This is a genomic window from Hydrogenophaga sedimenti, from assembly GCF_051857515.1.
Taxonomy (GTDB): Bacteria; Pseudomonadota; Gammaproteobacteria; order Burkholderiales; family Burkholderiaceae_C; genus Hydrogenophaga.
The window spans coordinates 49,500-73,733 of sequence record NZ_JBPZHA010000001.1 but is presented as its reverse complement, the minus strand read 5'-3'; the positions used below and the strand labels follow the sequence as shown (position 1 = coordinate 73,733).

Here is a 24,234-nt window from a genome sequence, read left to right as displayed (position 1 = left end):
CACCCGGTCGGTCACGCATTGCCGGAGACAACACCATGACCCACGAAGCCCTGCGCGTCATTCGCGAAGAACACGCCACCCTGGCAGCCATGCTGCAGTCGCTGATGCAGCTGGTGCGGCGCGGGCCCGAGGTCGGTGGCCAGGACGACTCGGCGCGGTTCTTCGACGTGTTGCGGGCGATGCTGTTCTACATCGACGAGTTTCCCGAGAAGCACCACCACCCCAAGGAGTCGGACCTGCTGTTCCCGCGCGTGGTCAAGGCCGCGCCGCACACGATGGCGACGATCGACCAGCTGGAACGCGACCACATGCGCGGCGAGCCGCGGGTGCGTGAGCTGATGCACATGCTGCTGGGCTGGGAGCTGCTCGGCGAGGGACGGCGCCAGGCCTTCATCGACGAGGTCACGCGCTACATCGAGTTCTACCAGGAACACATGCGGCTGGAAGAAACCATCATCCTGCCCGAGGCCGAGCGCCACCTGACCGAGAACGACTGGCACGCCCTGAACGCGGCCTTTGCCACCAACCAGGACCCGCTCAACGGCCGCATCCCGCGCGATCCGCAGTTCGACCGCCTGTTCACGCGCATCGTGATGAAGGCGCCGGCGCCCATCGGCCTGGGGCAGTGACGCCGGGCGTGGCCTGAAAGATGCTCCGGAAACGCCACCACCCGTGATTGCGGGTGCGGTGCGGCGGATCGGCGGGGCTGGATTGGGTGATATCCCCCGCCGGTGCGCCCGGGTTGGGTGATTTCGCTCGGTAGCCGGTCGGCGACCGGCATCTTTTCAGGGGGACACGTTCATGTTTCAGACCGTCATCCGGGGCCTTCGCTGTGCTCCGCTCGCCGCAGCCTTTGTGCTGCCTTCGCTGGCCCAGGCCCAGCTCTCGCCCGACTGGAGCGCCAGCATCGCGGCCCAGGTCGTGGCCCCGGCGCTGGCCGTGGACAGTGGCCGCAACAGCGTGGTGGCCGCGACCCTGATCGGCCAGCCCGTCACGGTCCACAAGCTCGGTCCTCAGGGCACGCCGTTGTGGCAACGCAGCCTGACCGGTGCCGGCGTGGCCAGCCGGGCGTTCGACGTCGTCACCGACGCGGCCGGCAACATCGTGCTCGGTGGCGCGGTGCTCGATGCGGCGGGCCTGCCGCTGGGCACCCTGGTCGCCAAGCTTGATGCGGCCGGCAACACGCTGTGGCAGGACGCCGTGACCACCGCGCCGGCCCGGGTGCGCGAACTGGCGCTGGACGCGGGTGGCAACGTCTATGCCCTGGTGCAGGCCGGCACGGCCGCCACCGGGCCCGAACTGCAGCTGGTCAAGTACAGCGCCAGCGGCGTGCGCCAGTGGGTGCGCAGCTACGGCGCCACCACGACCAATGGCCTGGATTCGCTGGTGATCAACAGCGCGGGCCAGCCCGTGGTGACCGGCTCCAACAGCGCCGGCCAGGCCATCGTGGCGGCGTTCGACGCGCTGGGCAATCCGCTGGCCGTGATCAACACCGGCACCGCGGGCCTGAGTCTGGCGGCGGGCCGCAGCGGCGAGGTGTATGCCGTGGGCGGTGGCAGCGGCCTGCTGGCGATCAAGTACGGCCCGGCCTTCAACGAACTCTGGCGCACCACGGTCAGCACCAGCGGCAGCGCGTTGCGCGCGGCGGTGGATGCGACCGGCAACCTGGTGATGACCGGCTCGTTCAATCTGCCCAGCAGCGGCGGCATCAGCGCCACCGTGATCACGCCCAACTGGCGCACCGTCAAGCTCAGCGCGGCTGGCGCGACGCTGTGGTCGGCCGACTTCGGTGTGCCGCACTTCGTGATGGGCAGCCCGTCGGCGGTGGCACTGGGCATCGACGGCTCGGTGTTCCTCACCGGCCGCGCTGCCGAGCCCGTGACCAGCACCACCGGCACGGTGAACTACCGCCAGAGCATGGCGACCCTCAAGTACACCGGCGCCGGTGTGCTCGAAGGCACCCTCTACACCGGTGCTTCGTCGAACGGCAGCGATCTGGAGGTGGCCAGCGACGGTGGTGTGCACGTGACCGGTGAGGCCAATGTGCTCAGCGGCACGCCCGCGCCCCTGCTGCACTTTGCAGGGCCGGTCCTGGCGCCTGCCAGGCCCAGCGCCCTTTTGGTGACCGCTCCGGTGTGGGAGAGCAGCAGCGCCACCGCGACGGTGAACGTGTCGAGCGCCGCGGGCGTCACCGTGAAGCTCAGCAGCAGCAACACCAGCGCGGCCAAGGTGCCGGCGACGGTGGTGGTGCCAGCCGGCGCGACCAGCGCCAGCTTCACGGTCACGACACTGGCCGTGCGCCGCAACACCGCGGTGACCATCAAGGCCACCGCCAATGGCACCACGCTGGGCACCACGGTCACGGTGCTCAACCGCTGAGCCCTGTGGGAGGGGAGGAATTCAGCGCCGGGCCGCCCCGGGCTGAATTCGCGCCCCCTCGGGGGGCAGCGACCCGCGCAGCGGCGGAGCGTGGGGGCAACGCTTACTTGGCGAGGCCTTCGGCCTTCAGGGCAGCCTGCACGGCGGGGCGCGCGCCGACGCGGGCGCGGTAGGCATTGAGGTTCGCGAGGCCGCTGATGTCCACGGCGACGAAGGCGGCCCAGTTGGTCACGGTGAACAGGTAGGCATCGGCCACGCTGAACGTGTCACCCAGCAGGTACTGCTTGCCGGCGAGTTCGCCGTCGACCCACTTCAGGCGGCTTTGCAGACGCTCTTTGGCGATCGCCTTGGCGTCGTCGGGCATGGCCGGGTTGAACAGCGGCGAGAAGCCCTTGTGCACCTCGGTGCCGATGAAGGTCAGCCACTCCATCAGGCGGTAGCGGCCCAGCGTGCCGTAGGCGGGTGCGAGGTTCTTCTCGGGCACCTGGTCGGCGATGTACTGGACGATGGCCGGGCCTTCGCGCAGCTTCTGGCCATCCTGCATCACCAGCAGCGGCACGTAACCCAGCGGGTTGATGGTGTAGTAGTCGGTGCCGTCGGGCAGCTGGTGGGTCTTGGTCGGGGCGGGAACGGCTTCGAAGGGCAGGCCGGACTCGTGCAGCACGATGTGGGGCGAGAGCGAGCAGGCGCCGGGCGAGTAGTAGAGCTTGAGCATGGGGGTCTCCGGAAGGGAACGCGGCCGCCCCGTTGGCGGCCGGCCTGCGCATGTTAGAGCGCGGCCGCAGGCTCTGCTGGCGCCGGGGCTTGTGGCCGGGCCGTCACGGCCTGTGCAAGGGCGCGGCGCAGGTGCTCCGGATCGACGGGCTTGAACAGCAGCGGCACGCCGGCACCCTCCAGTTCGCGCAACCGGTCTGGTGCGGTCTCGCCGGTGATCATCAGCAGCGAAGGTCTCGGGTCCATCGCCGCCTGCAGCCGGCGCGAGAGCGACAGCCCGTCCACGCCCTGGCCCAGGCGCACATCCGACAGGATCACGTCGATCGCCCGGCCATCGGCGCGGGCCCGGCCGATGGCGGCCTGCGCCTCGGCCTCGTCGGCCGCCGCCAGCAGTTCGATCTGCCAGGTCTTCATCAGCGCCATCAGGCCCTGGGCCACGATGGCCTCGTCGTCGATCAGCAGCACGCGCCGCGGCATGGCCGGTGCGGCGACCGGCTCGACCGCCGGCGGACTGGCGGTCGCCTGCACGGCCGGGGCTTTGGGCAAGGTCAGGCGGAAGCGGCTGCCCTTGCCGGGCTGCGAGCGCAGGCTCACCGGATGGTCCAGCAGCCGGGACAGGCGCCGCACGATCGACAGGCCGATGCCCAGGCCCAGGTTGCGGTCGCGCGCCGGGTTGTCGACCTGGTAGAACTCGTGGAACACCTGCTCGTGCAGCGCCGGGTCGATGCCGATGCCGGTGTCGGCGACATCGATCCAGACCTGCTGGCCGCGTTCGCGCGCGCGCAGCAGCACACCGCCGTCGATGGTGTACTTGATCGCGTTCTCCACCAGGTTGCCCAGCAGGCGTTCGAGCATCTGGGGATCGGTGTTCACCCGCAGCGGGCTGGAGCGGATGCGCAGCGTCAGCCCCTTCCCGTCGGCGCGTTGTCCGAAGGTCCGCTGCAGCGACAGGAAGATGTCCTGCAGCGCCACCGGCTGCCGCACCGGCGCGACCACGCCGGCGTCCAGGCGCGAGATGTCGAGCATGGCGCCCAGGGAGGTGTGGACCGAGCGCACCGCTTCCTGCAGGAAGACGGCTTGCGGATGGGTCGGATGGCCCCGCAGTTCCCGCTCCAGCGACGCACCGAACAGGCCGATCGCGTGCAGCGGCTGGCGCAGGTCGTGGCTGGCCGCGGCCAGGAAACGGGTCTTCTCCTCGCTGGCCTGGCGCGTCAGACGGACCTGCTGCTCCAGCTCGGTGGCCAGCGCTTCCTTCTCGAAGCGCGATTGCAGGGTCTGCGCCAGCAGCGCGTGCTGGCTGCGGGCGATGTGCAGCGTGACGCCGAGATAGACCAGGCAGCTCAGGGCCAGGAACACGTGCACCATGTCCCCCTGCCACAGCAGCGCGGCCGACAGGCTCAGCACCATCGGCAGCGCGAAGCACATCACCGAGGCCCAGCGCGGTGCCACGGCGGGGATGCCGGTGCTGGTCACGCCCAGCACGATCAGCACCAGCACCGCCGTCATCGAGGTGTCCGCGCCCGGCAGGATCAGCCAGGGCGCCAGGCCCCAGGTGCCGCTGTACCAGAGCATTTCGGTGCGGTGCCGGCGCGCCCACAGCGGGCTGTGTTCACCCGCCTGGGGGTCCTTGAAATAGGCCATCTGGTACGGATAACGCAGCAACTGCGTGGTGTGCAGGCCCAGCCACACCAGGGCCATGGTGTTGTGGCCCTGCCACCAGAACAGCAGGCCGGCGGCCCAGGAGACCACCACGTCGGCGGCTGTGGCGCTGCTGGTGGTGGCGTACAGCGCGGCGACCTGCTCGCGCATCACCCGTTCCTGGATGGTCTGGGCGGCGGCGGGTTCGGTCATGGATGCTCAGCGAAGGACGCTGATCAGCTCGGCCCGCGAGCGCACGCCGAAGATCAGCAGCAGCGACGAGACGTGGTTCTTGACCGTGCCTTCGCTGATGTGCAGGCGTTCGGCGATGTCTCGGTTGGCGTGCCCGGCCAGCAGCCATTCGAGCACCTGGGTCTGGCGCGGGCTCAGCTGCGAGCGGGGATCGTCGCTGCGCGGCGGCAGGGTGTCGGCGAAGTCGCGGGGCAGGCCGCGCGATCCGCCCAGGCGCAGGTGGTCCATCACGCACTGCAGGTCGCCCGACTTCGGCAGGTAGGCGCTGGCGCCCTGCGCCAGCGCGCGCTGCGCCATCTGCGGGTCGCTGTCGCCCGAGAGGATCACCACCCGGGCGCGCGGATGCTGCTGCAGGAAGGTGGTCAGGCCGGTCAGGCCATGGGCGTCGGGCAGGTGCAGGTCCAGCAGCACGACGTCGATGTCGCCGCGGCGGTACAGCGCCAGCGCTTCCTGCAGCGTGCGGGCCTCGTGCAGGCGCACGTCGGCGCGTTGGCCCATCAGCGCCCGCAGTCCGAGCCGGATCAGGTCGTGGTCGTCGACCACCAGCACGCCGACCGCGCGCGCATCGGCGTCGGGCGAGAGCAGCGGCGAAGACCGGGTGTCGTACATGGCGTAACAATTTTAGGGCGATCCGCGCGGTCCTGCCGCACCGGAATCCCCGGTTGGGGGACCGGACGGAGGTGCCGATGGACGCCCCGGTCCCCCACGAGGTGGTCTCATCGACCGATCCGATTGCGCGTAAGGTTCGGCCGGTCCCGTCCCACCTTTCGAGCGTCACACCATGGCCACCGGTCACTTCGCCTTTGCCAGCAACACCAACCGTTTCCTCGCCTGCGCACCGCTGGCCGACCAGCCGTTTGCCATCGCCGGCGTGCCCTACGACGGCGTCGTGACCAACCGGCCGGGTGCCCGCTTCGGCCCGCAGGCGATCCGCGCCGCCAGCCTGATGCTGTGCGACGGCCTCCACCCGTTCTTCGACGTCTCGCCGGTCGACGGCCTGGGCGACGCGCTGGACATGCGCCTGCCCAACGCCTCGCCGCTGCCCGAGGTGCGCGCGCACATCGAGCGGCAGGCGGCCGAGCTGATGGCGAAACACCACTGCGTGTTCCTCGGCGGCGACCACTCGGTCACGCTGTCGCTGCTGCGCGCCGCCAGGGCGCGCCACGGCCAGGCCCTGGCCTGCGTGCATTTCGACGCCCACTGCGACACCTGGAGCGACCACTTCGGCGAGCCCTCGGGCCACGGCACCTGGACCTACGAGGCGATCCAGGAAGGCCTGGTCAGCGCCGAGCACACGGTGCAGATCGGCATCCGCTCCAGCGGCGAACGCGCGGCGCGCGAGTACGTGGCCGACCAGGGCGGGCAGATCTTCACCGCGCGCGCGCTGCGCGGGCTGGACGGCGCGGCGCTGGTGCCGGTGCTGGCGGCGATCCGCCAGCGCATCGGCGACCGGCCCTGTTACCTCACGCTGGACATCGACGTGCTCGACCCGGCGTTCGCACCCGGCACCGGCACGCCCGAGCCGGGCGGCCTGACCAGCGCGCAGGTGCTGACCTTCATCGAGGAGCTGGCCGACCTGCACTGGGTCGGCATGGACTGCGTCGAGGTGGCGCCGGCCTACGACCACGCCGAGCTGACCAGCAACGCGGCGGCCACCTTCGTCTGGACCTACCTCTGCGGCCAGGTCGCGAAAAGGTGAACACCCCCCTGCGCCGCTTCGCGTCTACCCCCCTCTCCTGCGGGAGAGGGGACGCACCCAGTGGCCCGGCGAAGCCGGTTCCACGGGTGCCCTGATCTTCTTGACCCAGGCACTCCGACCATGTTCCATCGTTCGCTGCTGCACTCCGACACCTCGCTCAACCAGAAGAGCTATTACGAGGCCAGCGTGCAGCGGCCGGCGCCCTGCGCGCCGCTGCAGGGCGGGGTGGTGGCCGACGTGCTGGTGGTCGGTGGCGGCTTCGCGGGCCTGTCGGCGGCGCTGGAGCTGGCGCAGCGGGGCATGAAGGTGGTGCTGCTGGAGGCCGACCGCATCGGCTCGGGCGCCAGCGGACGCAACGGTGGCCAGGCCATCGTCGGCTACGCCAGCGGACAGGGACCGTTCGAGGACCAGCTCGGCCAGGCCGACGCGCAGCGCGCCTGGGACCTGTCGGTCGAGGCGGTGAACCTGATCGAGCAACGCATCGCGGTGCACGGGATGCATTGCGACTGGCAGCGCGGCTACACCTACGTCGCCGACTCGCCGAAGAAGGCGCGGGCGCTGCGGGCCGAGTGCGACGACCACCACGCCCGTGGTGTGGCCTGCGAATGGGCCGAAGGTGCGGATGTGGCGCGCTTTGTCGACAGCCCGCGCTACGTCGCCGCGTTCCGCGAGCACACCTCCGGCCATCTGCATCCGCTGAAGTACGCGCTGGGGCTGGCCCGCGCGGCGCAGGCGGCCGGCGTGCGCATGTTTGAACATTCGCCGGTGACCGCGCTGGACCGCGGCCACACGCTCGTGGCGCGCACAGCGAAGGGCCAGGTCACGGCGCGCTACGGCGTGCTGGCGGGCAACTGCATGCTGCCCGAGTTCGGCCCGCGGGTCGCGCCCGAGATCGCGCCGCGCATCATGCCGGTCGGCACCTACATCGTCGGCACGGCGCCGCTGGACCCGGGCCTGTGCGAACGGCTGATTCCGGGCCACACGGCGGTGTGCGACAACAACTTCGTGCTCGACTACTTCCGCTTCAGCGCCGACCACCGCATGCTGTTCGGTGGCCGCGTGAGCTACACGACGATGACGCCGCCGGACCTGCAGGGCGTGATGGCGCGGCGCATGGGCGACGTGTTTCCGCCGTTGCGTGGCGTGCCGGTGGAGTTCGTCTGGGGCGGCTTCGTCGACATCAGCATGAACCGCGCGCCCGATTTCGGGCGGCTGGGCGACAACCTCTATTACCTGCAGGGCTTCAGCGGCCACGGCGTGGCGCTGACCGGGCTGGCCGGGCAGATGGTGGCCGAGGCGGTGGCCGGGCAGGCCGGGCAGTTCGACCTGTTCGCGCGCCTGAAGCACCACCGCTTTCCCGGCGGTCCGCTGCTGCGCACGCCCACGCTGGCGCTGGGCATGCTGTGGCACCGGATGAAGGATGCGATCGGTTGAGTACGGTCAACGCCCGGCGCTCAGGGGCGCGGACGCCGGGTCGCGGGTGCCGGGGAGAGCCGCGGCGCCGGTTCCGGGGGCTGGGAGTCGGGCCAGTCGTCGAGCATCGAATCCCGGTCTTTTGCGGCGCTGCTTGAGGTCGGCTGGGCCGGCGCGTTTTTCTGGCCGGTGAGCATGGCCTTGAACATGTTCTCGCGGTGCCGGACGCTTTCGTAGAGGTTGGCGCTGACGTGCAAGATCACGGCGACCAGCGTGAGGTCCACCGTGGTCACGTGCAGCGTCTCCACCAGCTCGTCGCCCCAGAAGGCGTCGGTGGTCATCAGGTGGCCGGTGACGCCGATCACCAGGGTCGCCCCCAGCAGGTACAGGATCATCACCGCGCCGGCCGGGTTGTGGCCGAGGTGGCGTGGCTCGCGTCCTCGCCGGAGTTGGCCCAGATAGGCCCACAGCCGCGCCGGCGTGGGCATGAAGCTGGCGAAACGCGCGTGCGGGCTGGGGGCGGTGAAGCCCCAGACGCCGCGTGCCGCGATCAGCCCCAGCGCCAGGTAGCCGGCGCCCTTGTGCACCCAGTCGATGTGCTCGGTGGAGAAGTAGGCGGTGGCGAACGAGGCCACCAGCGACCAGTGGAAGACCCGGACAAACAGGTCCCAGACAGGCACTTTGTGCTCGGGGTTCGTGGTCATGGTCGCACTCCCGTGGAAAGGGGCGGCTTCACCGCCGGGGCCGTTCAGTTCTTGACGTTTTCTTCGGCAATGGCGCCGGTGACCGGGTGGAAGTACACCTCGACCTTGCGGCCCTGCTTGTCGGTGCCGTAGATTTCCCAGCACTTGCCCTTGGACACGTGCAGCTTCTTGACGTCGTCCTTGTAGCCCAGGGCCTGGAAGCGTTTGGTCATCTCGGCCTCGCTCAGCCATTTGGACTGGGGTTCCTCGGTGCAGGTCGGGCCGGCGATGGCGGCACCCGTGGCGGACAGAAGGGCGGCGAGAACGAGGGTGGTGCGGTGGCTCATGGTGAAACTCCCTTGAATGAGGTGTGGTCGATGCGTGCCGCGAGGGCGGTCACCCCAAGGGTTTTGCAACCGCTGTGCCAGTCGTTGGCGGGCCCAGGACCATCACGCAACACATTGATCTCAAAGGAATTCCGGACGCCGTCCGGGACGCGGCCTGCGCCCCGCCGGGGCGATGCCCCCACTGGGCGGGGGAAGTGCCCCACTTTCCCCGCCAGGTGCGCTCAGCCCGTGCCGCCAATGCCGTACCAGCGCGGGGGCAGGTCGCGGACATGCAGGGCCGGCGCCAGCACGGGTGTGACAGTCTCTTTGTCGCTGCGCACGCCGGGGGCGCGCGGGTAGCGACGGATCGTGGCGGCGTCGGGGGCCTTCTGGGCTGGCAGGTTCGAGGGCGCGGCACGGAAGACGGGGGCACGCGCGGGAGCGCCTGCCTGGGGCCTTGTCGAGGGGATGTGCCGTGCCATGGGGGGTCTGGATGGGTGCGTTTGCGGAACGGGAATTGCAATCGCTGTGCCACCACCGCTGTTCCTCACCGCCACAGGCGCTCCATCTCTATGATTTACCTGGACTTTTCCCGATCGCAGGGCATGCGGCCCTGCCGGCCGGCGCCCGGCAGGGCTGGGGCAATTGCCCCATGTCACGGAATGGGTGGGGGAAATGACCCGCGCCGTGGGGCCCGGGGACCCGCTGGCGGTGCCTGCCTAGAATGGCCCCGAGCCCAGGCCCTTGCCTGGGCCGCCTGAGCAGCGTCGATGGCACTTCCTTTTCTGAAGAACCCGTTCTCCCGGACGCCGATGTACTGGACGCGCCGGTTTGCGGCCATCAGTCTGCTGTGCGTGGTGGCGACGGCACTGGTGAGCGCGACGCTGCTGTCCAAGTACGCGGCCGAACGCATGATCCGCCACAACGCCGAGCTGGCGCAGGACTTCGTCGGCAGCCTGATGCGCATGCACCAGGGCGAACGTTTCTTCCGCGACCGCAACGACACCAGCGGCATCGAGTCGCTGTTCGTCGAGCTGGCGCGCATGCCCGGCCTGGGCCACGCCAACGTGTTCGATGCCCGGCGGCAGATCATCTGGTCGACCAACGCCAAGGCCATCGGCGGCGACGCCGGCGCCAACCACGAGCTGGACGAGGCGCTGCAGGGGGCGCTGGCGGTCGAGAGCGAATTGCTGGAAACCGCGGCCTACATCAAGCCGGAGCACGCCTTCCTGCGCGACAACGCCCGCGACGCGATCGAGGTCTACATCCCGGTGCGCGAGAGCAGCACCGAGGTGGTCGGCGTGGTCGAGCTCTACATGCTGCCCGAGCACCTGCTGACCTCGGTGCACGAGATGACGCGTTTTGTCTGGATGGCCTGCCTGCTGGGCGGGCTGGTGACCTACCTGGCGATGGTCTGGCTGGTGATGCAGGCCGACCGCCAGATCGCGCAGCAGCAGCGCACCATCGTCACCAACGAGTCGCTGGTCGCGGTGGGTGACATGGCCTCGGCGGTGGCGCACGGGCTGCGCAATCCGCTGGGCGCGATCCGCTCCAGCGCCGAGCTGATCGCGATGGGGCCGGAACGGGCGCTGGCCGGCGACATCATGTCCGAGGTCGACCGGCTGCAGGCCTGGATCGGCAAGCTGCTGGCCTATGCCCAGCAGGGCGGGCGGGCGCTGGGCCCGGTGCAGCTCGATGCGCTGCTCAACCACCTGGTCAGCGTGCACGCGGGCCGCATGGACCGCCAGGGCGTGACGGTGGAATGCGACTGGCCGCCAGCCCTGCCGCAGGCCCGGGCCGACGCGCCCGCGCTGGAGCAGGCGCTGGACAACCTGATCACCAACGCGCTGGACGCGATGCCGCGCGGCGGACGCCTGCGGCTGTCGGTGCGGCCGCAGAACGGCCACCTGCTGGTCACCGTGGCCGACAACGGCACCGGCATCGCGCCGGACGACCTGCCACGGGTGTTCACGCCCTTCCACACCACCAAGCGCACCGGCATCGGCGTGGGCCTGCCGCTGGCGCGGCGCACCGTCGAGCGCCTGGGCGGCAGCCTGCGGCTGGAGAGCACGCCGGGTGCCGGCACCCAGGCGATCCTGACCCTGCCGCTGCGGCCGCCGACATCCACCGAGACCGAATGAGAACCCGCCGATGAGTTACAGCGTTTTGATCGTCGAAGACGAGCCGGTGCTCGCCCGCAACATGCTGGTGTACCTGGAGCGCCATGGCCTGAGCTGCCAGACGGCGGCCAGCGGCGAGGAAGGGCTGGAGGCGCTGGAGTCGGCGCGGCCCGATGCGGTGGTGCTGGACCACAACCTGCCGGGCAAGGACGGGCTGTCGGTGCTCCGGCTGATGCGCGAGCGCGAGCCGCAGCTGCCGGTGGTGATGGCCACCGGCCATGGCAGCGAGCAGGTCGCCGTGGAAGCGATGAAGGCCGGTGCCTTCGACTACCTCATCAAGCCGGTCTCGCTGCACCAGCTCAAGCAGGTGCTCGACCGCGCGGTGCAGCAGCAGCGCCAGGCGCTGGAGCTGCGGCACCTGCGGGCGGGCGGTGGTGCCTCGAACGCACCGGCGGCCCAGGGGCTGGCGGCGCTGCTGGGCGACTCGGCCGCGATGCGCAAGCTGCGCGCACGGCTGCAGCAGCTGGTGGACGCCGAGACCCGCATGAACGAGGGCCACGCGCCGGCGGTGCTGATCGGCGGCGAGACCGGCACCGGCAAGGAGCTGGTGGCGCGCGCCCTGCATTTCGAGGGGCCGCGGCGGGGCGGACCCTTTGTCGAGATCAACTGCGCCAGCCTGCCGGCGCAGCTGGTCGAGAGCGAACTGTTCGGCCACGAACGCGGCGCCTTCACCGACGCGCGCGAACGCCGCATCGGGCTGGTCGAGGCGGCGGACGGGGGCACGCTGTTCCTCGACGAGGTCGGCGAGCTCGAACTGGCGACCCAGGCCAAGCTGCTCAAGCTGCTGGAAGACCACCAGGTGCGGCGGCTGGGCAGCGTGCGCGAGCAGAAGGTGGACGTGCGTGTGCTGGCCGCGACCAACCGGCCGCTGGAGGCCATGGTGCAGTCGGGCCAGTTCCGCGGCGACCTGTTCTACCGGCTGGGCATGCTGCGCATCGAGCTGCCGCCGCTGCGCGAGCGCGACGGCGACGTGGCGTTGCTGGCGCAGGCCTTCCTGGCGCGCTCGGCGCGCCGCTACGGCAAGAGCGGGCTGCGGTTCTCGGACGAGGCGCTGGAAGCGCTGTCGCGCCACCGCTGGCCGGGCAATGTGCGCGAGCTGGGCAACCTGGTCGAGCAGTGCGTGATCCTGTGCGCCGACCCGGTGATCGAGGTCGAGGACCTGCCGCTGCCGGTGGCGCCGGCCTCCGATTTCGGCGCGCTGGACTTCCCGGCCGGCGACAACCTGCCGACCAGCCTGCCCGAGACCGAGCGGCGCCTGCTGCTCAGCGCACTCGAACGCAACCGCTGGAACGTGACCCAGGCGGCGCGCGCGCTCGGCATTTCGCGCGACACCCTGCGCTACCGGATCGACAAGTTCGGGCTGCGGCCCTGAGCGGGTGTTGGGTGGGGCGGCTGACCCGGTCCGGGCCAGTTCCCCCGCATCCACGGCCCCGCTCTCCGGTCGGCAGATTTCATGAAAATCTTTTCAAATCAACGATCTGACAGTTGATTGGTGGTGCTGGCACGCAGGATGCTATGTGTGTTTAGTGGGAAAAAATCCCACGTTTCAAGATGTTTCACACCCACTCAAGGAGAAAACCATGAACGCACGTCCGACTTCTGTCCTGCTGGCCGCCCTGCTCGCCGCCGCCGGTTTCGCCGCCCACGCATCCTCTTCGCAAACCCCGTCGTCCACCTCCGCCGGCTTCACCATCGACCTGGCCAAGCGCGGCGCGGACGACGCCGCTGGCGACCAGCGCCGTGGCCGTGGCAGCGACGATGGTGCCAACCATGCCCGCCGTGGTGCCGACGACGCGGCCGGTGACGACCGCGGTGGCCGTGGCCGTGGCAGCGACGATGGGGCCAACCATGCCCGCCGTGGTGCCGACGACGCGGCCGGTGACGACCGCGGTGGCCGTGGCCGTGGCAGCGACGACGGTGCCAACCACACCTGATCGCCCGCCAGGCGCTGCCCGGGCCGGTGCTGGCCCGGCAGCGCCGGCCGGTGTCAGGCCGCTTCCGAGAAGTCCATCTCGGGCGGTTCCTGCCGGAAGCCGCGCGTGAGCACCGCGAGGTACACGGCGCCGACCACCAGCCAGCCCAGGCCCAGGTAGAGCGCGTGGCGGTCCAGGCTGACCAGCAGCCACAGGTCGGCCACGGCGCCCAGCGCGGGGATCAGCAGGTACTTGAAGAACTGGTTGGGGGCGGGGTCCTGGCGGCGCAGGTAGTAGAAGCGGGCGATCACGGCCAGGTTGACGCTGGTGAAGGCCAGGAAGGCGCCGAAGTTGATGAACGAGACCGAGGTCGTCACGTCCATGAACAGGGCCAGCAGCGCGACCAGGCCGCACAGCAGGATGTTGCCGGCCGGGGTGCGGAAGCTCGCGTGCAGCTTGCCGAACCAGCCCTTGGGCAACACGCCGTCGCGGCCCATGGCGTAGAGCAGGCGCGAGGCGCTGGCCTGGGCCGACAGGCCGGAGGCGAACTGGCCGATGATCAGGCCGATCAGGAAGATGGACACGAACAGGTCGCCGCCGATGTTCTTGGCGATTTCGCTGGCCGCCGAGTCGACCGAGGTGAAGGCGAAGCCCGGGTGGGCCAGCTGCACGACGTAGGCCGTGGCGACGAAGATGGCGCCGCCGAACAGGGTCACCAGCAGGATGGCGCGCGGGATGACCTTGGTCGGGTTGACGGTTTCTTCGGTGAGCGTGGTCACCGCGTCGAAGCCGAGGAACGAGTAGCAGGCGATGGCCGCGCCGGCCGTGACCAGCGAGAGCGCGACGCCGGGCTGGTAGAAGGGCGCGAGGTCGAACAGCGGCTTGCTCGGGTCGCCCATCACGTAGTGGATGGCCAGCGCCACGAAGGCCACCAGCACCAGCAGCTGCACCAGCATCATCAGGTAGTTGACCGTGTTGGCGAAGCGGATGCCGACCACGTTGATGACCGAGGTGATGGCGATGAAGCCCACGATCCACACCGCCATCGGCACGCTGGGGAAGGCGCCGTTGAGGTACACCGCGCCGAACAGCCAGATCACCATGGGCAGGAACAGGTAGTCCAGCAGCACCGCCCAGCCGACCATGAAGCCCGCCTTGGGGCTCAGGCACTTGCGGGCGTAGGTGTAGGCCGAGCCCGCGGTGGGGAACTCGGCCGCCAGCACGCCGTAGCTGTAGGCGGTGAGCAGCATGGCCAGCAGCGCCAGCAGGTAGGCCCCGGCGGTGACCCCGTGGGTGGCGTCGGCCATGATGCCGAAGGTGCCCAGGACGATGATCGGCGTCATGTAGGCGAGGCCGAAAAGGACCACCGAACTCAGGCCCAGGGTTCTGTCGAGTTTGCTCATGCGGGTGCTTTCTTGGTGGGGGAAGGAGGGATCACACGGGGATCTGGTGCGCGGTCAGCGTGCCGTCGCCGGCCACCACCTGGCCGGTCAGCGGCAGGCGGCGCTGGCGCAGGTAGCAGTAGTCGCTGCGGCTGGCGGCGATGCGGCGCAGGTCGATGTCGACCGTCAGCCGCCCCTCCTCGCGCGCCAGGGCACCCAGCACCTGGCCGTCGGGGGCGATGGCCATGCTGCCGCCGGCGAAGTCCAGCCCGCCCCCGCTGCCGCAGCGGTTGCTCATGACGGCGAAGACCTGGTTTTCGATGGCGCGCGCGGTCATCAGCTGGTGGTGCACCGGGCCGTAGGGGTCCATGTTGCCGTTGGTGACGATCAGCAGTTCGGCGCCCTGCGCGGCCAGCGCGCGCGCGGTCTCGGGGAACTCGATGTCAAAGCAGATCAGGATGCCCACGCGCACGCCGTTCCACACCGCCGTCACCAGTTGATCCCCCGGTGTGAACACGCCCACGTCGGTGCCCCAGAGGTGGGTCTTGCGGTACTTGAGCACGATGCCTTCGGGGGCGATCAGCGCGGTGGTGTTGAAGCACTGGCCACCGTGCGCCTCGGCGAACCCGACCGCGACCGACAGGCCCTTGCGCTGCAGCGCGGCGCGGATGGCGCGGACCGTCGGCCCGTCGTCGGGCTCGGCGACGCCGGCCACTTCCTCGGCGGTCGGGAAGCCCATCAGGCAGGTCTCGGGGAACACGATCAGGTCGGTGCCGGCCTCGGCCTGTTCGATCACCGACAGCACGCGCTGCAGGTTGGGAGCGGTGACGCCGTCGTCGGCGGGAATCTGGGCGAGTTGAACCTTCACGGGCGGTGATCCTGAGTAAGATGGCCTGTATGTCGGCAGCGTGACAGCCACCGGTCGGCAGAGTGTAGGGAGCCACCAGTTTTCGAAATATTCCCCCGAAGGGGTACCCATTTGGGGGTATGCAGCGTGGTCAAGCTCGACGAGGTGGGATGGCACCGCGCCATGGGGGGACTGCTGGTCGCGCTCGACCAGCCCGACTTCTGGCTGCGGCTGACCCGGGTGCTGGGTCTGTATGTGCGCTTTGACAGCTGGGTGGTGCTGCGCCTGGGGCCCAGCGGAGCGCCGCAGGTGCTGGCCGAGATCGCGCAGGACGACGGCTCGCCCGACACCCTGTTCGAGGACTACCTGCAGGGCCTGTACCTGCTTGACCCGTTCGTGATCGCGGCGCGCGAGACGCGGCGCACCGGCCTGGTCCACCTCGACGACGTCGCGCCCGACCGCTTCAAGGGCACCGAGTACTACCAGCGCTATTTCCGCCTCAACATCGTCGAGGACGAGGTGCAGTTCAACGCCGCCGTCGACGGCGACGCGATGCTGTGTCTCTCGCTGGGCGCGCACCGCCGCTTCACCGCCACCGACCTGGCCCTGCTGGCCATGGTCAGCCAGTGGCTGGTGCCGCTGATGGCGCAGCGCTGGCGCCACGAACGGCGCGAGGTGCCGCCCGCGCCGGTGGCCGCCACACCGGCCGGCGCGCGCAGCGACTTCCGGCTCAACAACAGCTCGCTCTCCAGCCGCGAGCTGGAGATCGCCCGCCTCATGCTCAGCGGGCATTCGTCCAAGGGCATCGCGCAGCGCCTGGGCATCTCGGCCGAGACGGTGAAGGTGCACCGCAAGCACCTCTACGCCAAGCTGGACGTGGGCTCGCAGAGCGAGCTGTTCGCGCTGTTCATGTCGCACCGGGCCGAAGCGCCGGCGGCCGGTCGCTGAGCCGGTGCCTCAGCCCTTGGGCAGCGATCGCACGGCGGCCGACAGGATCGGGCCGCAGCGTTCGATGCCGGCCAGCGGTGCGTAGCCGTAGCCGATCACCAGGCCCTTGAGGTCCTGGCGCGCGAGGCAGTAGGCCGACAGCGGCCGCACGATCAGCCCCTGCTGCGCGATGCGCTGCGCCAGCGCCTTGTCGTCCACGGACGGCGGCAGGCGCAAACAGAGGTGCAGCCCCTGTTCGGCGCCGCTGATGAAAGGGCCATCCTTGCCGGGTGCCGCGAGCACCGGTTTGAGCGCTTCGAGCAGGCACTGGCGGCGCTCGCCGTAGCTCTGGCGGGCGCGGCGCAGGGCGCTGCTGAAGTGCCCCATTTCCATGAACTCGGCCAGCGCGGCCTGCAGCGGCATCTGCCCCGGGCGGTTGAGGTCGTAGTGGGCCTGCCGGAAAGACGCGACCAGCGGCTTGGGCACGACCAGGTAGCCCAGCTTGATGCCGGGGTAGAGCACCTTGGAGAAGGTGCCCATGTAGAGCACGCGGCCGTCGCTGTCCAGGCCTTCGAGGCTGCTGATCGGCGGACCGGAGAAGCGGTACTCGCTGTCGTAGTCGTCTTCGAGCACCCAGGCGTTGTGCGCGCGGGCGGTCGAGAGCAGCTGGTGGCGCCGCGGCAGGCTCATCACCGCGCCGGTCGGGTACTGGTGCGAGGGCGTGAGATAGATCAGGCGCGGCGGCTTCGCGTCGTCGGCCGCGCTGGGCCGGATGCCCTCGTCGTCGACCGGCACCGGGTGCAGGTGCAGGCCGCTGGCCATGAAGGCCTTGACCGCGCCCCAGTAGGCCGGGTCTTCGACCCAGACCGTGTCGCCGTGGTCGGCCAGCAGGCGGGCGCAGAGTTCGAGCGACTGCTGGGTGCCGGTGGTGACGATGACCTGGTCGGCGTCGAGCTGCACGCTGCGGAACACGCGCAGGTAGTCGGCGATCGCCCGGCGCAGCGGCGCATAGCCGCCCGAGCTCGCGTAGTCGAGCATGTCCGGGTAGGTCATGCGCCAGTGTTTGTTCTGCAGCCGCTGCCAGAGCGTGAGCGGAAAGGCGCTGAAGTCGGCGATGCCGGGCGTGAAGGGCTGCACCTCCAGCTCCTGGGCGCTGAAGCGGGTGGCCAGCGCTTCGCCGCGGGCCGACATGCGCGGTGCGGCCGACGGCGCGCGCGCGCCCTGGGCGCCCGGGTGCCGGCCCGGCGTGCTGCGCGGCACGCTGTCGTTCACATAGGTGCCGCTGCCGACCCGGCTGACCAGGTAGCCCTCGACCGAGAGCTGGTTGATGGCGGCGACCACCGTGTTGCGCGACAGGTCGAGGTCCTGCGCCAGGTCGCGGCTGGAGGGCAGGCGCTCGCCCGGGCCGAGCTTGCCGTCGAGCATGGCGCGGCGCAGCGCCTCGTAAAGCTGGCGGTGCAGCGGCAGCGCATCCTGCGCGCCCAGGCGGTGCATTTCGGCGAGGAGGAATTCGGACAGCATGCGAACGGTGGACAGGATGCCATGACGGGTGTCAAATGGCACCATGAGGTTGTCTTAAGTGGCCCCGATTGTGATCCAATTGCCTCGCCACAATCAAGTCAGGAGCGTTGCTACATGAACACTGCGCCTTGCATGGTCTGGCTGCCGGCCGACCACCGCCTCATGGGGGACCACGGCCACCAGATGCCTTTTCTGCTGCTGGGCGACAAGTACGCCCGCGCGGTCAAGGTCGGCGCCGAGTGCCAGCCGGTGATGTTTCCGCTGGCCGACGCCGGGCAGATCCCGGAACTGCTGCCGCTGGTCGACGGCGTGATGCTGACCGGCTCGCCGTCCAACGTCCATCCTTCCCATTTCGACGAAGACGTCGCCGATCCCAGCCTGCCGCTGGACCCGGTGCGTGACTCGCTCACCCTGGCGCTGATCAAGGCCTGTGTGCACGAAGGCGTGCCGCTGCTGGGCATCTGCCGCGGTTTCCAGGAGATCAACGTCGCCCTGGGCGGCACGCTGCACCAGCGGGTGCAGGAGGTGCCCGGCCGCATGGACCACCGCGAGTCCAAGACCGCGCCGTTCGACGTGCAGTACGCGCCCAGCCACCCGATCCGGCTGGCGCCGGGCAGCGTGTTCGAGACCTGGGCCGGCGGCCCCGAGGTGATGGTCAACTCGCTGCACGGCCAGGGGATCAACCGGCTCGCGCCCGGCCTGGAGGCACTGGCCCACGCGCCCGACGGCCAGATCGAGGCGGTGGCGGTGCAGGGCGCCCGCACCTTCGCCTACGCCGTGCAGTTCCACCCCGAGTGGCGCTGCTGGGAAAACCCGTTCTACACCGCGATCTTCCAGGCCTTCGGCAAGGCCTGCCGCCAACGGCGCAGCCTGCGCCTGCAGGCGGCCGACCTGTCGCGACACACACCGGCCTGACCCGCCAACAGGGCCAGGCCACAGACACCATAACGAGACAACACTTTTTATGAACCAGCCGATGACCAGCCCACAGACCTTCAACGACCTGGAGCAGTGGCTCAACCAGCACCGCGTGACCGAGGTCGAGTGCCTCGTGCCCGACCTGACCGGTGTGGCCCGCGGCAAGATCCTGCCGCGCGAGAAGTTCACCGAAGACCGCGGCATGCGCCTGCCGCAGGGCATCGTGGCGATGGGCGTGACGGGCGAGTTCCCGGCCAGCGGCCCTTACTACGACGTGATCGAGCCGACCGACCGCGACATGCAGCTGCGCCCCGACCCGGCCACGGTGCGCATCGTGCCCTGGGCCACCGACCCGACGGCGCAGGTGATCCACGACTGTTTCGACCACGACGGCAAGCTGGTGCCGTTCGCGCCGCGCTCGGTGCTGCGCCACATCTGCGACCTGTACGCCGCCGAGGGCTGGGACCCGGTGATCGCCCCCGAGCTGGAGTTCTACCTGACGGCGCGCAACACCGACCCGAACACCCTGCTGCGCCCGCCGATCGGCCGCAGCGGCCGCGCCGAGACCTCGCGCCAGGCCTATTCGATCGACGCGGTGAACGAGTTCGACCCGCTGTTCGAAGAGATCTACGACTACTGCGACAAGATGCAGCTGAACGTGGACACGCTGATCCACGAGATCGGCGCCGGCCAGATGGAGATCAACTTCTTCCACGACCACCCGCTGGGGCTGGCCGACGAGGTGTTCTTCTTCAAGCGCACGGTGCGCGAGGCCGCGCTGCGCCACGACATGTACGCCACCTTCATGGCCAAGCCGATCGCCGGCGAGCCGGGCAGCGCCATGCACATCCACCAGAGCGTGATCGACAAGAAGACCGGCAAGAACATCTTCAGCAAGGAAGACGGCAGCGCCTCCGACGCGTTCTTCCACTACATCGGCGGCCTGCAGCGCTACATCCCGGCCGCGATGGCGCTGGTCGCGCCCTACGTGAACAGCTACCGGCGCCTGTCGCGCCACACGGCCGCGCCGATCAATATCGAGTGGGGCTACGACAACCGCACGGTGGGCATCCGCTCGCCGATCTCCAGCCCGGCCGCGCGCCGGGTGGAAAACCGCGTGATCGGTGCCGACGCCAACCCGTACGTGGCGATGGCGATGACGCTGGCTTGCGGCTACCTCGGCATGAAGAACCAGATCAAGCCCAAGTCGGAGATGAAGGGCGACGCCTACCTGTCGCCCTACGCGCTGCCGCGCAGCCTGGGCGAGGCGCTGGACTGGCTGCGCCGCGAGACCGACCTGCACGACGTGCTGGGCAAGGAGTTCGTGACCATTTACACCGAGATCAAGGAACTGGAGTTCGAGGAATTCATGAAGGTGATCTCCCCCTGGGAACGCGAGCACCTCCTTCTGCATGTTTGACCCGTTGACAAGCGAAACGCCATGAACACTTCCACCCTCATCGCCCCGCCCGCCCTGGTCCGCCGCGCCGAACAGCAGGACACCAAGGCCATCCAGGCGCTCGACAGCGCGCACTACATCCACCCCTTCACCGACCACGGTGACCTGGCCACGCGCGGCTCGCGCGTGATGACCCACGCCGACAACATCTACGTCTGGGATTCCGAAGGCAAGAAGGTGCTGGACGCGATGAGCGGCCTGTGGTGCGTCAACGCGGGCTATGGCCGCAAGGAACTGGCGGACGCGGCCTACCAGCAGATGATGACGCTGCCGTTCTACAACAGCTTCTTCCAGACCACCAACGTGCCGGCGGTGCAGCTGGCGGCCAAGCTGGCGTCGCTGGCGCCCAAGGTGGGCGACCGCACGTTCAACCACGTGTTCTTCAGCAGCAGCGGCAGTGAGAGCAACGACACCAATGTGCGCATGGCGCGCCGCTACTGGGACCTGATGGGCCAGCCGCAGCGCAAGGTCATCATCAGCCGCCACAACGCGTACCACGGCTCGACCATGGCCGGCGCCTCGCTGGGCGGCATGAGCGGCATGCACGCACAGGGTGACCTGCCGATCCCCAACATCACCCACATCGAGCAGCCGCACTACTGGGAGAACGGCGGCGGCGACGAGAGCAAGGCCGACTTCGGCCTGCGCGCGGCGCGCTGGCTGGAAGAGAAGATCCTGGAGATCGGCCCCAACAAGGTGGCCGCCTTCATCGGCGAGCCGGTGCAGGGCGCCGGCGGCGTGATCATTCCGCCCGAGACCTACTGGCCGGAGATCCAGCGCATCGTCGACAAGTACGGCATCCTGCTGATCGCCGACGAGGTGATCTGCGCCTTCGGCCGCCTGGGCCACTGGTTCGCCTACGAGAAGTTCGGCATGAAGCCCGACCTGGTGACCTTCGCCAAGGGCGTGACCAGCGGCTATATCCCGCTGGGCGGCGTGATGGTGGGCAACCGCGTGGCGGACGTGCTGATCGGCAAGGGCGGCGAGTTCAACCACGGCTACACCTACAGTGGCCACCCGGTGGCCTGCGCGGTGGCGCTGGCCAACCTGGAGCTGATGGAGCGCGAGGGCCTGGTCGAGCGGGTCAAGAACGACACCGGCCCTTACCTGGCCGAGCGCTTTGCCGAACTCAAGGCGCATCCGCTGGTGGGCGAGGCCGAGACCTGCGGTTTCGTCGCCGGCCTGGTGCTGGTCAAGGACAAGGTCAGGCGCACCATGTTCGACCCCGACCTGGGCGTGGGCATGGTCTGCCGCGGCCACTGCTTCAAGAACGGCCTGATCATGCGCGCCGTGGGCGACCGCATGATCATCGCGCCGCCGCTGGTGATGACCCGGGCGCAGATCGACGAGATGGTGGGCCTGATCCGGCAATGTCTGGACGCCACCCTGGCGGACCTCGGGCAGAAAGGGCTGCTGGCGTGACGGCGCGAACCCGTTTGTTTGTTACAGTAAAAGATGCCCCAAACAGGGGATAAATCTGGTCTGCTATTTGCTTGTCAGCGAGCAAGCGCACAAGCAGGATGTCTGTGCATCAATAGTCGGGATAAACCCCTCAAACCTGGAGCGATCCTCACCATGAAGAAGCAAGTTCTGGCCTTGGCCATTTCGGCGATCCTGCTGGCCGCCTGTGGCAAAAAAGAAGAGGCGCCTGCGGCCCCGGCCGCACCGGTCGCTGCAGCCCCTGCGCCTGCTGCCGAGCCCGCCAAGCCGGCCGGTCCGAAATTCGACGACGAGAAGGTCCTGAACATCTACAACTGGCCCGACTACGTGCCCGAAGGCATGATCGCCACGTTCGAGAAAGAGACCGGCATCAAGGTCAACTACGACACCTTCGAGACCAACGAGGCGCTGCACGCCAAGCTGGTGGCCGGCAACACCGGTTATGACATCGTCGTGCCCGGCACCGTGTTCGCCAAGGGCCAGATCGAAGGCGGCCTGCTGCAGGAGCTGAAGAAGGACCAGATCGCCAACCTGGCCAACCTGGACCCGGCCATCATGCAGGTCCTGACCAAGGCCGACCCGGGCAACAAGCACCTGGTGCCGTGGGCCTGGGGCTTCACCACCGTCGGCATCAACAAGACCAAGGCCGAGAAGGCCCTGGGCGGCATGGCCATGCCGGAGAACGCCTGGGACCTGGTGTTCAAGCCCGAGTACACCAGCAAGCTCAAGTCCTGCGGCATCGCCTACCTGGATTCGCCGACCGAAATCCTGCCGGTCGCGCTGCACTACCTCGGCAAGGACGCCTACTCGAACAACCCCGAGGACTACAAGGCGGCGACCGCGATGCTGGCCAAGGTGCGCAAGGACGTGCGCCTGTTCAGCTCGACCATGATCGACGACATCGCCGGCGGCAAGGCCTGCGTGGCGATCGGCTGGTCCGGCGACGTCAACCAGGCCGCCGCCCGTGCCAAGGAAAACGGCTCCAAGGACGTGATCGAAGCCCTGCTGCCGACCACCGGTGCCCTGCTGTTCGCCGACACCATGGCCGTCACCAAGGACGCCAAGCACCCGAACAACGCCGCCGCGTTCATCGACTTCTACCTGCGCCCCGAGAACTCGGCCGCGATGGCCAACACCATGGGCTATCCCACCGGCAACAAGGCGGGTGTGGCCCAGGTCAAGCCCGAGATCGCCGGCAACAAGACGATCTTCGTGGAGTCCGACTACTTCGCCAAGATGATCCCGCCCAGCAGCTTCACCAACGAAGCGCGTGAAGCCATGGCCAACGCCTACAACAGCTTCAAGAAGGGCAAGTAAGCGCCTTCGGCCGCGTTCGCCCACCAGCGAGACGTGAACCGGGCTGTTCGTACCCAGCGTATGAACAGCCCTTTTTGTTTCTGACAACCACAAACCACACGAGGGGTCACCATGGCAGCTGCCGGCACGCAAGAGGGCTATCTGGTCACGGAAAAACTGGTCAAGCGTTTCGATGAGGCCGTGGCCGTCGACGAGGTCTCGCTGTCCATCGGCAAGGGCGAGATCTTCGCCCTGCTGGGCAGCTCGGGCTGCGGCAAGTCGACGCTGTTGCGCATGCTGGCCGGTTTCGAGACCCCGACCAAGGGCCGCATCCTGCTGGGTGGGCAGGACGTGGCCAACATGCCGCCCTACCAACGGCCGGTGAACATGATGTTCCAGAGCTACGCGCTGTTCCCGCACCTGAACATCTGGGAGAACGTCGCCTTCGGTCTGAAGCGCGAGGGCCTGCCCAAGGACGAGGTGACCCGGCGCACCGACGAGATGCTGGGCCTGGTGCAGCTCACGCCCTACGCCAAGCGCAAGCCGCACCAGCTCTCGGGCGGTCAGCAGCAGCGTGTGGCGCTGGCGCGCAGCCTGGCCAAGAAGCCCAAGCTGCTGCTGCTGGACGAGCCGCTGGGCGCACTGGACAAGAAGCTGCGCGAGCAGACCCAGTTCGAGCTGGTCAACATCATCGAGAAGGTCGGCGTGACCTGTGTGATGGTGACGCACGACCAGGAAGAGGCCATGACCATGGCCAACCGCATCGCGATCATGAGCAAGGGCCGCGTGCTGCAGGTCGGCTCGCCCAAGCAGATCTACGAATACCCGGCCAACCGCTTCGTGGCCGACTTCATCGGCAACGTCAACCTGTTCGACGGCAAGCTGACGCTGGACGAGCCCGACCGCTGCGCGGTCGGCACGGCGATCGGCGAGGTCCATGTCGGCCACGGCATCAGCGGCGCGGTCGACATGCCGGTGGCGGTGGCGGTGCGGCCCGAGAAGATCGAGATCGCCAAGGAGCGCCCCGCCAGCGTGACGCACAACCTGTTCGCCGGCCGCGTCAAGGAGATCGGCTACTTCGGCTCCTACAACAACTACATCGTGGTGACCCCGCAGGGCACCAAGGTGAAGATCACCGAGCCCAACGGCTCGCGCCACGAACTGCTGGACATCACCTGGGAGGACGACGTGTTCTTCTGGTGGGACGACCTGGACGCTGTCGTCCTGCGCGACTGAACCCGAACGAG

Annotated in this window: 21 protein-coding genes; 13 read left to right on the top strand and 8 right to left on the bottom strand. The window is 69.0% G+C overall.

The annotated features are described in order from the left end of the window. The first annotated feature begins 35 nt into the window (after positions 1–35). Positions 36–629, top strand: a complete 594-nt coding sequence (locus tag ACS5NL_RS00375; protein WP_439351536.1) for a hemerythrin domain-containing protein — start codon at positions 36–38, stop codon at positions 627–629. A gap of 172 nt (positions 630–801) precedes the next feature. Continuing rightward, positions 802–2,379 carry an NHL repeat-containing protein gene (locus ACS5NL_RS00370; protein WP_439351534.1) on the top strand — a complete coding sequence of 526 codons (1,578 nt, stop codon included), beginning with the start codon at positions 802–804 and terminating at the stop codon, positions 2,377–2,379. Positions 2,380–2,482: 103 nt separating this feature from the next. Here ACS5NL_RS00370 and gstA read toward each other — a convergent pair whose 3' ends face one another. Genes gstA through ACS5NL_RS00355 form a run of 3 tightly spaced genes read right to left on the bottom strand, consistent with a single transcriptional unit; the run spans position 2,483 to position 5,592 of the window. Continuing rightward, positions 2,483–3,094, bottom strand: coding sequence for a glutathione transferase GstA (gstA, locus tag ACS5NL_RS00365; RefSeq protein WP_439351532.1), 612 nt, complete (start codon positions 3,092–3,094; stop codon positions 2,483–2,485). 53 nt (positions 3,095–3,147) lie between these two features. After that, the gene (locus ACS5NL_RS00360; RefSeq protein WP_439351530.1) at positions 3,148–4,944 is read right to left on the bottom strand and encodes a sensor histidine kinase; all 1,797 of its coding nucleotides are present in this window, start codon (positions 4,942–4,944) and stop codon (positions 3,148–3,150) included. Positions 4,945–4,950: 6 nt separating this feature from the next. After that, positions 4,951–5,592: a response regulator transcription factor gene (locus tag ACS5NL_RS00355; RefSeq protein WP_439351528.1), complete on the bottom strand. Its 642-nt coding sequence runs from the start codon at positions 5,590–5,592 to the stop codon at positions 4,951–4,953. Positions 5,593–5,764: 172 nt separating this feature from the next. Between ACS5NL_RS00355 and speB the strand changes: the two genes are divergently transcribed. Both speB and ACS5NL_RS00345 read left to right on the top strand, forming a co-directional pair. Further along, the gene (speB, locus tag ACS5NL_RS00350) at positions 5,765–6,682 is read left to right on the top strand and encodes an agmatinase (protein ID WP_439351526.1); all 918 of its coding nucleotides are present in this window, start codon (positions 5,765–5,767) and stop codon (positions 6,680–6,682) included. A 120-nt stretch (positions 6,683–6,802) separates the two neighbouring features. Continuing rightward, complete coding sequence (locus ACS5NL_RS00345) at positions 6,803–8,116, top strand: NAD(P)/FAD-dependent oxidoreductase (RefSeq protein ID WP_439351524.1); 1,314 nt, start codon at positions 6,803–6,805, stop codon at positions 8,114–8,116. Between the two features lie 20 nt (positions 8,117–8,136). Here the strand turns inward: ACS5NL_RS00345 and ACS5NL_RS00340 are convergent, their stop codons facing one another. Continuing rightward, the gene (locus tag ACS5NL_RS00340; protein WP_439351522.1) at positions 8,137–8,799 is read right to left on the bottom strand and encodes a cytochrome b/b6 domain-containing protein; all 663 of its coding nucleotides are present in this window, start codon (positions 8,797–8,799) and stop codon (positions 8,137–8,139) included. Between the two features lie 44 nt (positions 8,800–8,843). Then, a complete protein-coding gene (locus tag ACS5NL_RS00335; protein ID WP_439351520.1) occupies positions 8,844–9,125 on the bottom strand; it encodes a PepSY domain-containing protein in 282 nt (93 codons plus the stop codon). A gap of 749 nt (positions 9,126–9,874) precedes the next feature. Between ACS5NL_RS00335 and ACS5NL_RS00330 the strand changes: the two genes are divergently transcribed. The 3 genes from ACS5NL_RS00330 (at position 9,875) to ACS5NL_RS00320 (ending at position 13,218) form a co-directional block, all read left to right on the top strand. Beyond that, the gene (locus tag ACS5NL_RS00330; protein ID WP_439351518.1) at positions 9,875–11,245 is read left to right on the top strand and encodes a sensor histidine kinase; all 1,371 of its coding nucleotides are present in this window, start codon (positions 9,875–9,877) and stop codon (positions 11,243–11,245) included. 10 nt (positions 11,246–11,255) lie between these two features. Continuing rightward, the gene (locus ACS5NL_RS00325; protein ID WP_439351516.1) at positions 11,256–12,656 is read left to right on the top strand and encodes a sigma-54-dependent transcriptional regulator; all 1,401 of its coding nucleotides are present in this window, start codon (positions 11,256–11,258) and stop codon (positions 12,654–12,656) included. A gap of 208 nt (positions 12,657–12,864) precedes the next feature. Continuing rightward, on the top strand, positions 12,865–13,218 hold the full coding sequence (locus tag ACS5NL_RS00320) for a hypothetical protein (RefSeq protein WP_439351515.1): 354 nt from the start codon (positions 12,865–12,867) through the stop codon (positions 13,216–13,218). Between the two features lie 53 nt (positions 13,219–13,271). On the opposite strand, the gene ACS5NL_RS00315 is transcribed toward ACS5NL_RS00320, so the two are convergent. Further along, on the bottom strand, positions 13,272–14,600 hold the full coding sequence (locus ACS5NL_RS00315) for an APC family permease (protein WP_439351513.1): 1,329 nt from the start codon (positions 14,598–14,600) through the stop codon (positions 13,272–13,274). A gap of 31 nt (positions 14,601–14,631) precedes the next feature. Then, positions 14,632–15,447 carry a carbon-nitrogen hydrolase family protein gene (locus tag ACS5NL_RS00310; protein WP_439351511.1) on the bottom strand — a complete coding sequence of 272 codons (816 nt, stop codon included), beginning with the start codon at positions 15,445–15,447 and terminating at the stop codon, positions 14,632–14,634. Between the two features lie 126 nt (positions 15,448–15,573). Here ACS5NL_RS00310 and ACS5NL_RS00305 point away from each other — a divergent pair, with 126 nt between their 5' ends. Next, entirely contained in the window at positions 15,574–16,374 is an 801-nt protein-coding gene (locus tag ACS5NL_RS00305; RefSeq protein ID WP_439351509.1) for a helix-turn-helix transcriptional regulator, read from the top strand. A 9-nt stretch (positions 16,375–16,383) separates the two neighbouring features. On the opposite strand, the gene pdxR is transcribed toward ACS5NL_RS00305, so the two are convergent. Further along, positions 16,384–17,874, bottom strand: coding sequence for a MocR-like pyridoxine biosynthesis transcription factor PdxR (gene pdxR / locus ACS5NL_RS00300; protein ID WP_439352031.1), 1,491 nt, complete (start codon positions 17,872–17,874; stop codon positions 16,384–16,386). Positions 17,875–17,988: 114 nt separating this feature from the next. Here pdxR and ACS5NL_RS00295 point away from each other — a divergent pair, with 114 nt between their 5' ends. The 5 genes from ACS5NL_RS00295 to ACS5NL_RS00275 all read left to right on the top strand — a co-directional run bounded on the left by ACS5NL_RS00295 (position 17,989) and on the right by ACS5NL_RS00275 (position 24,223). Continuing rightward, positions 17,989–18,789, top strand: coding sequence for a gamma-glutamyl-gamma-aminobutyrate hydrolase family protein (locus ACS5NL_RS00295; RefSeq protein WP_439351507.1), 801 nt, complete (start codon positions 17,989–17,991; stop codon positions 18,787–18,789). A 61-nt stretch (positions 18,790–18,850) separates the two neighbouring features. After that, positions 18,851–20,212 (top strand): glutamine synthetase family protein, encoded by a 1,362-nt coding sequence (locus tag ACS5NL_RS00290; RefSeq protein ID WP_439351506.1) that lies wholly within the window; start codon positions 18,851–18,853, stop codon positions 20,210–20,212. 21 nt (positions 20,213–20,233) lie between these two features. Beyond that, entirely contained in the window at positions 20,234–21,673 is a 1,440-nt protein-coding gene (locus ACS5NL_RS00285) for an aspartate aminotransferase family protein (RefSeq protein ID WP_439351504.1), read from the top strand. Positions 21,674–21,826: 153 nt separating this feature from the next. Then, the gene (locus ACS5NL_RS00280) at positions 21,827–23,008 is read left to right on the top strand and encodes an extracellular solute-binding protein (RefSeq protein WP_439351502.1); all 1,182 of its coding nucleotides are present in this window, start codon (positions 21,827–21,829) and stop codon (positions 23,006–23,008) included. A gap of 111 nt (positions 23,009–23,119) precedes the next feature. Then, the gene (locus ACS5NL_RS00275) at positions 23,120–24,223 is read left to right on the top strand and encodes an ABC transporter ATP-binding protein (RefSeq protein ID WP_439351500.1); all 1,104 of its coding nucleotides are present in this window, start codon (positions 23,120–23,122) and stop codon (positions 24,221–24,223) included. The last annotated feature ends 11 nt before the right edge of the window (positions 24,224–24,234 follow it).